Here is an 11658-nt window from a genome sequence, read left to right as displayed (position 1 = left end):
GGAACGTGGACACTCGGCATCAGACTAATGCGGGCGCGCCTGGCGCGCCCGCCGAATCAAGAATGAGCCGTTTGCGCGCTCATGCGCCCCCGACTCAGGCGTAGAACCGCGACAGACTCTGGAGAACGGCCGCCGGCTTCGCTCCGCCCTCGATCTCAATCGTCCCGTCCACGGCGACCTGCACCCCACCCGGCACCTCCTCGACCTCCGCCAGCCGCCCGACCAGGCGTATGCGCGAGCCGACCTTCACCGGAGACGGGAAACGCACCTTGTTCAGCCCGTAGTTGACCTTCGTCGTCACCCCCTGGACGTCCAACAGCTCGGTGAACAAAGGGATGAAGAGGGAGAGCGTCAGATATCCGTGTGCGATGGGCGCGCCGAAGGGCCCCTCCGCCGCCCTCTCCGGGTCGACGTGAATCCACTGATGGTCGCCCGTGGCGTCGGCGAAGGTGTTGATGCGTTCCTGGGTGATCTCGATCCACTCGCTGGTGCCGAGGTCGCTGCCGGCCAGCTTCTTCAGTTCGTCGAGGCCGTTCACGGTGATGGTCATGCGGTTCCTTCACTCTTGCCGTACCGGGTACGGACACGGGATTTGAGGAGCTTTCCGGAGGCGGTGCGCGGGAGTTCGGGCGCGAGGACCACCGATTTCGGGATCTTGTACTTGGCGAGCCGGCCGGACAGGGAGGCCAGCACCTCGTCGGGGTCGACCTCGGCGCCCTCGCGGGGCACGACGACCGCGCGCGGTACCTCGCCCCACCTGTCGTCCGGCACCCCGATCACCGCGCACTCGACGATGTCGGGGTGGGCGAGGAGGAGGTCCTCGATCTCGGCGGGGTAGATGTTCTCGCCGCCGGAGATGATCATGTCCTTGATGCGGTCGACGATGAAGACATAGCCGTCCTCGTCGACGCGGGCGGCGTCCCCGCTGCGGAACCAGCCGTCCGCGAAGGACGCGGCCGTCTCCTCGGGCAACCCCCAGTAGCCGGGCATGACATGGGGGCCGCGGACCACGACCTCGCCGGTCTCGCCGACGTCGACGGGCGCGAGGTCCGGCCCTACGACGCGTACGTCGCTGAAGAAGTGCGGCACGCCCGCCGAACCGGCCTTGGTGACCGCGTGTTCGGCGTCCAGGAACAGGGTTCCGGGCGCGGCCTCCGTCATGCCGTAGCCCTGGAGGAAGGTCAGGCCGCGTTCCTGGTACGCGGCGATGAGCGGGGTCGGTACGGGGGAGCCGCCGCACGTCAGGATGCGCAGGGACGACAGGTCCGCCGCGGGCCAGCGCGGGTGCCTGGCCACCTGGTCGAACATGGTCGGCACGCCGAACATGAAGGTGATCCGGTGCCGTTCGATCAGGTCGAAGGTGGCGTCCGGGTCGAAGGCATCGACCAGGACGCAGGTGCCGCCCTTGAGGAGCACGGGCAGGGTCAGCATGTTCAGGCCCGCCGTGTGGAACAACGGGGCACAGACCAGGGCGCGTTCGTCGGCGATCAGGTCGGTGTCGACGAGGACGTTGAGCGCGTTCCACGTGATGTTGCCGTGGGTGAGCATCGCACCCTTGGGGCGGCCGGTGGTCCCCGAGGTGTACATGATGATGCAGGTGTCGTCGGGGGTGACGGGGGCGTCGATCGGTTCCTCTGACGCCGGCGCCAGCGCCGCCTCGTATTCCGGGCCCAGTTCGACGTAGGTACGGACGTCGGTGCTGCCGGGGAGTCCTGCGACCAGAGCGGTGTGTGACGGGCCGTAGAACAGGGCCTTGGCGCCGGAGTCGGCGAGTTGGTACGCGATCTCGGGGCCCGCCAGCCGGGTGTTGAGGGGGACGAAGACCGCGCCCAGCGTGCCCGCGGCGAAAAGGGTCTCCAGATAGGAGGGGTGGTTCGGGCCGAGGTAGGCGATGCGGTCGCCGCGGCGGATGCCGCGGTCGCGCAGCGCGTGGGCGAGGCGGGTCGTACGCGTGTGCAGGGTGCGGTAGTCCGTGGACGTCCCGCCGTGGATCAGGGCGGTGCGGTGCGGGGTCTTGCGGGCCCGGCGTGCGGGCCATGACCCCAGTCCCTCGTTGCGCATGTCACGCCCCTTACGGTTTCGTCAGCCCGAGCAGCCGGGCGGCGTTCTCCTTGAGGATCCTCGGCCTGACCTCGTCCTTGATCGACAGCTTCGCGAAGTCGGCGAGCCAGCGGTCGGGGGTGAGGACGGGGAAGTCGGAGCCGAAGAGCACCTTGTCCTTGAGCAGGGTGTTCGCGTACTGCACCAGCTGCGGCGGGAAGTACTTCGGCGACCAGCCGGACAGGTCGATGTGCACGCCCGGCTTGTGCGTGGCGACGGCGAGGGCCTCGTCCTGCCAGGGGAAGGACGGGTGGGCGAGGATGATCTTCAGGTGGGGGAAGTCGGCCGCCACGTCGTCCACATGGAGGGGGTTGGAGTATTTGAGGCGGATGCCGCCGCCTCCCGGGACTCCCGCGCCGATGCCCGTCTGGCCCGTGTGGAACAGGGCTGTCGTCCCTGTCTCCTCGATCACCTCGTAGAGGCCGTATGCCACCGAGCGGTCGTTGGGGAAGAAACCCTGGATGCTGGGGTGGAACTTGAAGCCCTTCACCCCGTACTCCTCGACCAGGCGGCGGGCCTGCTTGACGCCCGCCTTGCCGCGGAAGGGGTCGATGGACGCGAAGGGGATGAGGACGTCGGCGTTGGCGGCGGCCGCCTCGGCGACCTCCTCGTTCGGGACCGGTGGCGTGCCCGTCGCGGACTCGGCGTCCACCGTGAAGATCACGGCGGCCATCCTCCGCTCGCGGTAGTAGGCGGCCGTCTCCTCCAGAGTCGGCTTCCGCTTGCCCTCGACCTTGAAGTAGGCCGAGGAGGCGTCGTGCAGGTCGTCGGCCAGGGAGGAGTGGCCCTTGGAGGAGACCTCCGCGTGGGTGTGGACGTCGATCGCGACCAGCTCGTCGAGGTTCATGGAGGGGGTCATCACGCCTCCGGGAACTTGGGCGCCGGAATGCCGACCGACTGGAGCTCGGCGCCGACCGAGGAGGACCAGACGTCGGCCAGGGTGTCGGGAGTCCAGCCGCCGTCCGCGAACGCCGCCGCGATCTCCTGCGGATGCGACCAGAGTGCCACCTTGTCCCCGCCGATGCCGATGGCCTGGCCCGTGATGGAGCGGGCGGCCTCGGAGGCGAGGAACGGGACGAGGGCGGCACAGTCCTCGGGGCTGCCGAAGCCCTCGCCCTTGCGCAGGAAGCCGGGCAGCGGCTCGCCGTTCTTCATCGCCTCCACGTACGGGGCGAACGCGGGGATCGTCTCGGTCATGGCGGTCGCGGCGACCGGCACGATCGCGTTGACGGTGATGTGCGCGCGGCCCAGCTCCATCGACCAGGTACGGGCCATGGCGGCGATGCCGGCCTTGGCGGCGGCGTAGTTCGTCTGCCCGAAGTTGCCGCGCTGCCCGGCCGGGGAGCCGACCAGGATCAGGGTGCCGCCCTCGCCCTGCTCGCGCATGCGGACGGCGGCGGCGCGGGCGCAGGTGAAGGTGCCCTTGAGGTGGGTGGTGAGCACCGCGTCGAAGTCGTCGTCGGTCATCTTCCACAGGACCTTGTCGCGCAGGATGCCCGCGTTGGTCACCAGGACGTCGAGCCGTCCGAACTCCTCGACCGCGCGGTTCACCAGCCGCTCGGCGGCCTCGGTCGTGCCGACCGGTACGACCTCGGCGACGGCAGTGCCGCCCGCTTCGGCGATGGACTTCACGGCGGCCTCGGCAACGGCCTCGTCGACGTCGTTGACGACCACGGAGGCTCCGTGGGCGGCCAGGGCGTGGGCGTAGGCCAGGCCCAGGCCCCGGCCGCTGCCGGTGACGACGGCGGCCTTGCCGGTGAGATCGATGCTGGGCACGGGCGGGTCCCTTCAGGTGGGGTGCGACTTCGATGTCGAAGGCGGTGCGAGATCGAAGGTAGGAACAATAGTTGTCGACGTCAATAGTTGTTGGTGACCCGTCCTTGCGTCATGCTGGGGGCAGCACATACGCACGCCCCTCACCGGGGGCCTCGACCAGGGAGCCCGCCATCGCCAGCCGGCCGACCACGAACCCCGCACCGATCGACGCCGACGAGCCGTGGATGCGCGGACTGCACGCCGACACGGGCTATCTGCTGTACCGCCTCGGCCTGCGCTCCGGTCAGCTCTTCAACGCCTCCCTCCAGGAGTCGGGCCTGCGCCTGCGCCACTACGCGGTCCTGCGGTTCCTCGCCACCACGCCGGGGGCGCTGCAGCGCGAGCTGAGCTCGTCGCTCGGCTACGACCCGAGCGCGATCGTCGGCCTGGTCGACGACCTGGAGAAGCTGGGCTTCGCCGAGCGGCGCCCTTCCCCCGACGACCGCCGCAGCCGGATCATCGTGCTGACCGAGGGCGGCCGGGCCTTCCTCCGCGACACCGACGAGGCCGGACAGCGCGTCACCAACGAGCTGCTCCAGCCCCTCGACCCCGCCGAGCGCGAGCAGCTGCACGCGTTGCTGCAGAGGGTCACCGAGTCCGGCCTGGGGTGACGGGTTTGATGGGGTGATGGGGTGATGGGGTTGATGGGGGTGCCGATGTCCGCTGACGCCGAGCCGACCGCGCCGGCCAGAGGGACGCGTTCCGCGCCCGACCGCCTGCTGTCCGTGCTCGGGGCCTTCGACCTCGAGCATCCGGCGCTGTGCCTGACGGACATCAGCCGGCGGGCCGGGCTGAGCCTGACCACCGCGCACCGGCTCGTGACCGCGCTCAGCGAGTGGGGCGCCCTGGAGCGCGACGAGTCCGGCCTCTACCACGTCGGCCTGCGGCTGTGGGAGCTCGCGGCACTCGCGCCGCGCGGGCCGGCGCTGCGGCAGATCGCTTTGCCGTACCTGGAGGACCTGTACGAAGCGACGCACGAGAACGTGCAGTTGGCGGTCCAGGACGGGCCCGAGGTCGTCTACATCGAGTGGCTGTCGGGACGCTCCGCGGTCGGCGTCCACATCCGCGTCGGGGCCCGCTGGCCGCTGCACGCCACCGGGGTCGGCCTCGCGCTGCTCGCGCACAGCGACCCGGAGCTCCAGGACGAGTACCTCGCCGGACCGCTCACCGCCTTCACGCCGTACACCATCACCGACCCCGCCCGTCTGCGCCGCATGCTGGCCGACGTGCGCCGCACCGGGGTGGCCGTGAGCAGCCGCCAGGTCACCGACGACGCCCTGTCGGTCGCCGCTCCGATCCGCAGCCCGGGCGGCTCGATCGCCGCCGCCGTGTCCGTGGTCGTACCGCATGCCGACGCGCAGGTTCCGGTACTGGTGCCGGCCGTACGGCTGGCGGCGCGGGGGATCTCGCGGGCGTTGGGGTGGCAGCCCGAGGCGGGAGCGTAGGGAGGCGCGCGGCGAGGCGGCGGCGGATATCCCTCTCGTCGGTGAGGACGAGGCGTGAGGGCGCTCGCGATACTGGAAGGGCCCTTGCCCCGAGGAGCCGCCTGTGTCCGCTCGTTCCTGGATCTCTCCCCTGGCCGAACGTCTGCGCACGACCAACCCGTATGTCGTCGACTCGGCGCTCGCCACGCTGGTGCTGTTCGCCGTCTCGCTGCAGTGGATCTTCCCCGGCGAGAGCGACCACCGGCTGACCTGGCAGGGCTGGCTGATCGGCGCTGCCACGGCGGTGCCGTTGGTGTGGCGGCGGCGGGCGCCGTTCGTGACCGCGTGCGTCGTCTCGGTGGCCACGCCGGCGCAGGCCGTCTATCACGCGCCGCCGCCGGACGTGATGTACGGCGGCATGGTCGTCCTCTACACGATGGCCGCCCTGGCCAGGCCCTGGCAGCGTCGGCTGATGCTGGCGGGTTGGCTGATCGGGGTCTCGGTCACCATCCTGCACAAGGCGGACCCCCAGCCGTTCGAGTACGCGTTCCAGCTGCTCAGCGTGGTCTGCGCGTACGGTTTCGGCGTGCTCGCGCGGGTGCAGCGTGCCTACACCGCCGAGCTGGAGGACCGGGCTCGGCGCCTGGAGCGGGAGCGTGCCGCCGACACCGCGCGGGCCATCGCGCAGGAGCGCTCCCGGATCGCCCGGGACATGCACGACGTCCTCGCCCACGCGGTGAGCCTGATGGTGGTGCAGGCCGAGGCCGGGCCGGTCGTCGTGCGCAGCGATCCGGCGCGTGCGGAGGCCGCGTTCGACGCGATCGCCGGCGCCGGGCGGGACGCGATGGCGCAGCTGCGCAGAATCCTCGGCGTACTCAAGGAGCCGCAGGGCAACGGCGGTCCGTGGCGGTTGCCGCAGCCGGGCGTGGCCGAGCTGCCGGGCCTGGTCGGCCAGGTCGGCGAGTCCACCGGTCTGCGCGTGCAGCTGCGCACGTCCGGTGTGCCCCGCCCGCTGCCCACGGACACCGAGGTCGCTGTCTTCCGCGTGGTCCAGGAGGCCCTCACCAACACGGTCAAGCACGCGCAGGCCACCTCCGCTACCGTCGAACTCGACTGGGCGGAGGACGAATTGACCTTGACGATCGCTGACGACGGACGCGGGCCGACGGACGGCCACGGCGGGCACGGTCTGATCGGCATCCGCGAGCGGGCCGCCGCCTGCGGGGGCAGCGCACAGGCCGGGGGCGGACCCGACGGCGGCTTCCGGGTGGTCGTACGGCTGCCCGCCTCCGTCGACCGGGAGGCGGCCCTGGGATGAGCATCCGGGTGGTCGTCGCCGACGACCAGGAACTGGTCCGCGCCGGGTTCAGCATGATCCTTGAGGCCCAGCCGGACATCGAGGTGGTCGCCGAGGCCGGGGACGGCGCCGAGGCGGTCGCCGCGGTGCAGCGGCACACGCCCGACGTGCTGCTGCTCGACATCCGGATGCCGGTCATGGACGGCCTGGACGCGGCCCGGCGGGTGTGCGGGCAGTCGAGCTGCAAGGTGGTCATGCTGACCACGTTCGACCTGGACGAGTACGTGTACGAGGCCCTGTCCGCGGGTGCCAGCGGCTTCCTGCTGAAGGACGTGCGGCGCGACGACCTCGTGCACGCCGTACGGGTCGTCGCCGCCGGGGACTCGCTGCTCGCGCCGACCGTGACCAGGCGACTGGTCGCGGACATCGTGCGGCGCCGGCGTGCGGAGGCCGCCGCGGAGAACACCCCGCGGCGTCTGGACGACGTCCTGACGGGGCGTGAGGTGGAGACCCTGCGGCTACTGGCCCGCGGGCTGTCCAACGCGGAGATCGCCACGGCCCTGTTCGTCAGCGAGCACACCGTGAAGACCCACGTCAGCAATGTGCTGAGCAAGCTGGGTCTCAGGGACCGGGTGCAGGCGGTGATCTGCGCCTACGAGATGGGCCTCGTGACTCCCGGATCCCCCTAGCGAGGGAGTCGGGGGCGCCTCTCCCCCGTACGACGGAGGCCCGTAAACCGCTCCCTCCGGCGATCCGCCCACCACCCGCCCGGCACGAGTCTGGGAGCGATGGCAACCGACTTCCTGCCGGGAGGGACCGTGCTCTCCACGCTCGCCCGGGCGGCGACCCGCCGTCCGCTCACCGTCATCGCTCTCTGGGTGCTCTTCCTGCTGCTCGGCTTCGGCCTCGGGACGGGCGTCTTCAGCCGGCTCTCGGACAACGTGGCCGACATCCCGGGCACCGAGTCGGAGGCCGCCGCCGCGTACCTCGACCGTGCCGATCCCACCGGCGAGTCGATCACCGCCGTCGTCGAGGGCGCCGCCGTGTCCGACCCCGCGCTGCGGGCCCAGGTCGAGCGAGCCGTCGCCGACGTGCGGTCCCTGGCCGGGGTGGCCGCCGTACCCGATCCGTACGCCACCCGCGGTCTGACCGCCGAGGACGGGCGGGCCCTGATCATCCCCGTCGCCCTCGAAGGCGGTCTCGACGACGCCGCAGAGGAAGCGGCCGTCGATGCTGCGGCCGACCGGATCAGGCAGATCGACGCGCCCGAAGTCCATGTCAGCGGCGGCCCACTGCTGGGCACCCAGATCGGCGAACGGGCCCAGGAGGACGTCCGGAACGCGGAGTTGATCTCGCTGCCGGTCGTTCTCGCCCTGCTGCTGGTGGTGTTCGGCGGGCTGCGCTCGGCCGTGCTGCCCCTGGTGATCGCGGTCAGCGGGATCGCGGGGGCGTTCCTGGCGCTGTTCCTCTTCAGCGAGGTCACCGACATCTCGGTGTACGCGATCCAGGTGACCACGATGCTGGGGCTGGGGCTCGCCGTGGACTACGCCCTGCTGATGCTGGTCCGCTTCCGCGAGGAGCGGCGCACCACCGAGGACGTGGTCGAGGCCGTGCACCGCACGGTCGCCGCGGCGGGCCGCACCGTGCTCTTCTCCGGGCTGACGGTCGCGGTCAGCCTGACCGGGCTGCTGGTGTTCCCGAGCGTCTTCCTGCGCAGCATGGGCCTGGCCGTGGCCGCGGTGGTGGTCGTCGACATGCTGGCCGCGCTCACGCTGCTGCCGGCGCTGCTCGCCAGGTTCGGGGGGAAGATCGCCCCGGCGAAGGAGCGGCCGGACGGCGAGGAGGGCCGGCTCTTCGCACGCCTGGCCCGCTTCTCGGCCCGTCGCCGCGTCGCCGTGGTGGCCACGCTCGTCCCGGTCCTGCTGGTCCTGGCACTGCCCGTCACCGGCATGTCGATCAACCTCGGCGATGCCAAACAGCTGCCGTCCAGCACCGAGGCACGGCAGTTGTACGACACCGTGGACGCGCACTTCCCGCCGGGCACCGGCGTCTCCCCGATCACCGTCGTGCTGAAACCGGGCACGGACGCCCGACGGCCGACCGCATCCGCGCCCTGTCCCCGACAGCCCGGTCCGGTGAACTGCCGGGCGGCGCAAGGGTCGTCCGCATCCAGCCGCCGGGCAGTGTCGACGGCAAGGAGGCCACCGACCTGGTCGAGCGGATACGGGAGGTGCGCGCCGACGAGCCGGTCGAGGTCACCGGCCCGGCCGCCCGCCTGGTCGACTTCCGGGAGATGCTCGCCGAACGGGCACCCTGGGCGGCGGTCACGGTCCTGGTCGGCATCTTCGCCCTGCTCTTCGCCTTCACGGGCTCGCTGCTGCTCCCTCTGCGCACGATCCTCACCACCCTGCTCAGTCTCGGCGCCGCGCTGGGTGTGGTGGTGTGGGTCTTCCAGGACGGCCACCTGGCCGGTCTCCTGGGCAGCGAGGGGCTCGGCGCGCTGAGCCTGACGGCACCGCCCCTGATCGTGGCGATCGCCTTCGGACTCGCCATGGACTACGAGCTGTTCATCCTGGCCCGGATGCGCGAGGCGCGGCAGCTGACCGGCGACGACCAGGAAGCCGTGGTCACCGGACTGCGCCGCTCCGGCCGCGTGGTCACCTGCGCGGCCCTGCTCCTCGCGGTGGTCTTCGGCGCCTTCATGACGGGCGGCTTCGCACCGATCCTGCAGATCGGCCTCGGGCTCACGCTCGCGGTACTGATCGACGCGACGATCGTACGGATGCTGCTGGTCCCGGCCACGATGGCGCTGCTCGGGCGGCGGGCGTGGTGGGCGCCGAAACCAGTGCGACGGGCGCACGAACGGTTCGGCCTGCAGGAGCAGCCGCCGGCGCCCAAGCCGTCCGTGCCGACGAACGTCTGAGTCCCGCAGCAGCACCGGCACCGGCACTTCACGAGTGCCGGTGCCGGGGTCTGCCCGGACCGGCCCTACAGGCGGACGGTCATCTCCACGCTCACCTCGTCACCGGCCCCGATCCCCTGCGGCTTGCGCACCGCGTTCTTGAGCGGCAGCAGATAGCCGCCGTCCTTGGGGAAGAGGGACGTCTCGAAGGCGACCTCGCCGATCCGCGCCTCGACCGGGATGACGCCCCAGCCGTACGTGGCCATCGCGGCCACCTCGCGGATGTCGGCGGATTCCTCGTCCGGCACCCTGAGGAAGTAGTACGGCGCCGGGCCGCGCCATTCGATCACCGGGCCGGTGAAGGCGAGTTCCATGCGTTCAGGGCCTCTTCTCTCTGCAGGACGAAGCGCTCCGGCACATTGACGCATTCGTAGGGTGAACTTACCTGTGGCGCAAGGGATTTCTCCGCTTCACCTCTTGACGACCGGAGTGCCGGGGAGCACATTGACGACACTTTGAGAGCGCTCTCACTCTGCTCCCGGGAGCACCCCACACCCCGTACCCGAGAGGCAGCACCTCCCATGAGTGAAACCTCCGGCACACCACACAGACGACGGCGTCCGCTGCGGCGCCTCGTCGCCGTCCTGAGCACCTTGGGTCTGGCCGCGGCCGTCGCCACGGTCGCCTCCCCGTCCGCGAACGCCGACGCTCCCACGCCTCCCTCGGGCTGGACGCAGGTCTTCGTGGACGACTTCACCGGCTCCGCGGGCTCCGGCGTCAACACCGCGAACTGGCAGTACGCGACCGGCACCGGCTACCCCGGCGGCCCCGCCAACTGGGGGACCGGCGAGATCGAGACCATGACGTCCAGCACGAACAACGTGGCCCTGGACGGCAGCGGCAACCTGCGCATCACCCCGCGCCGCGACGCCTCCGGCAACTGGACGTCCGGCCGCATCGAGACCAACCGCACCGACTTCCAGCCGCCGTCGGGCGGCAAGCTGCGGGTGCAGTCCCGAATCCAGATGCCGACCGTCACGGGCGCGGCCGCCCGCGGCTACTGGCCGGCGTTCTGGATGCTGGGCGCGCCCTACCGCGGCAACTACTGGAACTGGCCGAGCGTCGGCGAGCTGGACATCATGGAGAACGTCCAGGGCCTCAACACCGTGTGGTCGACGATGCACTGCGGTACGAGCCCCGGCGGGCCGTGCAACGAGACGACGGGCATCGGTGGTTCCCGGGCCTGCCCGGGCACCACCTGCCAGGCGGGCTTCCACACATACGCAGTGGAATGGGACCGGTCGACCAGCCCGGAGCAGATCCGCTTCTACGTCGACGACATCAACTACCACACCGTACGGGCCGATCAGGTGGATGCGACGACCTGGAGCAACGCCACCAACCACGGCTTCTACATCATTCTGAACGTGGCGATGGGCGGCGGCTTCGTCGACGCGTTCGGCGGCGGCCCGGACGGCGCGACCGTGCCCGGCCACTCCATGGTCGTCGACTACGTCCAGGTGCTCTCCAGCGGCAGCGGCACCACTCCCCCGCCGACGGGCAACCGTGACGCCTACAGCGCCATCCAGGCCGAGTCGTACGACAGCCAGGGCGGCGTCAGCACCGAGACCACGGCCGACTCGGGCGGCGGCCAGAACATCGGCTCCCTCGCAGGCGGAGACTGGGCGCTGTACCGCGGCGTCAACTTCGGCTCCACGGCGGCCACTCAGTTCGTCGCCCGGGTGGCAAGCGGAGCGGCGAACGGCGTCAGCGGGCTGGTCGAGGTACGCCTGGACAGCCGCAGCAACGCGCCGGTCGGGAGTTTCGCGGTGGGCAACACGGGCGGCTGGCAGTCCTGGCGGACGATCCCGGCGAACATCGGCGGGGTCACCGGCACCCACGACGTCCACCTCACCTTCACCAGCGGCCAGCCGTCGGACTTCGTGAACGTGAACTGGTTCAACTTCGGCCGCTGAAGGGTTACTTGACGAGGTCGGCCGAGTCGAGTGCTGACGATGCCCCGCGAGAGATCACAAGCCCCGGCCGGCTCTCGCGGGGACGTCACCACCACCTCCCAGGGGCGCGGGGAACTGCGCGACCAGCCACGACGGCGCCGCAGA

Annotated in this window: 10 protein-coding genes and 1 pseudogene; 6 read left to right on the top strand and 5 right to left on the bottom strand. The window is 71.0% G+C overall.

Features of this window, described 5'->3' with window-relative positions; genetic code table 11:
• Nucleotides 1-94 precede the first annotated feature (94 nt).
• Genes ACZ7M7_RS13325 through ACZ7M7_RS13310 form a run of 4 tightly spaced genes read right to left on the bottom strand, consistent with a single transcriptional unit; the run spans nt 95 to nt 3876 of the window.
• A complete protein-coding gene (locus ACZ7M7_RS13325; RefSeq protein ID WP_472115807.1) occupies nt 95-550 on the bottom strand; it encodes a MaoC family dehydratase in 456 nt (151 codons plus the stop codon).
• Nucleotides 547-2061, bottom strand: coding sequence for an acyl-CoA synthetase (locus ACZ7M7_RS13320; RefSeq protein WP_472115804.1), 1515 nt, complete (start codon nt 2059-2061; stop codon nt 547-549). Before ACZ7M7_RS13320 ends, ACZ7M7_RS13325 begins: the two co-directional genes overlap by 4 nt.
• 10 nt (nt 2062-2071) lie before the next feature.
• The gene (locus tag ACZ7M7_RS13315) at nt 2072-2947 is read right to left on the bottom strand and encodes an amidohydrolase family protein (RefSeq protein WP_472116647.1); all 876 of its coding nucleotides are present in this window, start codon (nt 2945-2947) and stop codon (nt 2072-2074) included.
• Between the two features lie 11 nt (nt 2948-2958).
• Entirely contained in the window at nt 2959-3876 is a 918-nt protein-coding gene (locus ACZ7M7_RS13310) for an SDR family NAD(P)-dependent oxidoreductase (RefSeq protein WP_472115801.1), read from the bottom strand.
• A gap of 224 nt (nt 3877-4100) precedes the next feature.
• On the opposite strand from ACZ7M7_RS13310, the gene ACZ7M7_RS13305 reads away from it, so the two are divergent.
• From ACZ7M7_RS13305 to ACZ7M7_RS13285, 5 genes and pseudogenes are all read left to right on the top strand, one after another.
• A complete protein-coding gene (locus ACZ7M7_RS13305) occupies nt 4101-4526 on the top strand; it encodes a MarR family winged helix-turn-helix transcriptional regulator (protein WP_383601208.1) in 426 nt (141 codons plus the stop codon).
• Nucleotides 4527-4571: 45 nt separating this feature from the next.
• Nucleotides 4572-5360: an IclR family transcriptional regulator gene (locus ACZ7M7_RS13300; RefSeq protein WP_472115798.1), complete on the top strand. Its 789-nt coding sequence runs from the start codon at nt 4572-4574 to the stop codon at nt 5358-5360.
• 103 nt (nt 5361-5463) lie between these two features.
• Nucleotides 5464-6657: a sensor histidine kinase gene (locus ACZ7M7_RS13295; protein ID WP_383622236.1), complete on the top strand. Its 1194-nt coding sequence runs from the start codon at nt 5464-5466 to the stop codon at nt 6655-6657.
• Nucleotides 6654-7325, top strand: coding sequence for a response regulator (locus ACZ7M7_RS13290; RefSeq protein WP_383600775.1), 672 nt, complete (start codon nt 6654-6656; stop codon nt 7323-7325). Before ACZ7M7_RS13295 ends, ACZ7M7_RS13290 begins: the two co-directional genes overlap by 4 nt.
• 129 nt (nt 7326-7454) lie before the next feature.
• Nucleotides 7455-9559: pseudogene (locus ACZ7M7_RS13285) on the top strand (MMPL family transporter).
• 65 nt (nt 9560-9624) lie between these two features.
• On the opposite strand, the gene ACZ7M7_RS13280 reads toward ACZ7M7_RS13285, so the two are convergent.
• Nucleotides 9625-9912, bottom strand: coding sequence for a DUF1905 domain-containing protein (locus ACZ7M7_RS13280; protein WP_383600777.1), 288 nt, complete (start codon nt 9910-9912; stop codon nt 9625-9627).
• Nucleotides 9913-10119: 207 nt separating this feature from the next.
• Between ACZ7M7_RS13280 and ACZ7M7_RS13275 the strand changes: the two genes are divergently transcribed.
• On the top strand, nt 10120-11514 hold the full coding sequence (locus ACZ7M7_RS13275; protein ID WP_472115794.1) for a glycoside hydrolase family 16 protein: 1395 nt from the start codon (nt 10120-10122) through the stop codon (nt 11512-11514).
• The last annotated feature ends 144 nt before the right edge of the window (nt 11515-11658 follow it).

The organism is Streptomyces sp. NPDC111606, from assembly GCF_055656945.1.
This window is presented reverse-complemented; position numbering and strand designations above follow the sequence as displayed.

Coding starts and splice junctions, on each gene's coding strand:
- ACZ7M7_RS13325 (WP_472115807.1), bottom strand. CDS start 550: ATGACCATCACCGTGAACGGCCTCGACGAACTGAAGAAGCTGGCCGGC.
- ACZ7M7_RS13320 (WP_472115804.1), bottom strand. CDS start 2,061: ATGCGCAACGAGGGACTGGGGTCATGGCCCGCACGCCGGGCCCGCAAG.
- ACZ7M7_RS13315 (WP_472116647.1), bottom strand. CDS start 2,947: ATGAACCTCGACGAGCTGGTCGCGATCGACGTCCACACCCACGCGGAG.
- ACZ7M7_RS13305 (WP_383601208.1), top strand. CDS start 4,101: ATGCGCGGACTGCACGCCGACACGGGCTATCTGCTGTACCGCCTCGGC.
- ACZ7M7_RS13300 (WP_472115798.1), top strand. CDS start 4,572: ATGTCCGCTGACGCCGAGCCGACCGCGCCGGCCAGAGGGACGCGTTCC.
- ACZ7M7_RS13290 (WP_383600775.1), top strand. CDS start 6,654: ATGAGCATCCGGGTGGTCGTCGCCGACGACCAGGAACTGGTCCGCGCC.
- ACZ7M7_RS13280 (WP_383600777.1), bottom strand. CDS start 9,912: ATGGAACTCGCCTTCACCGGCCCGGTGATCGAATGGCGCGGCCCGGCG.
- ACZ7M7_RS13275 (WP_472115794.1), top strand. CDS start 10,120: ATGAGTGAAACCTCCGGCACACCACACAGACGACGGCGTCCGCTGCGG.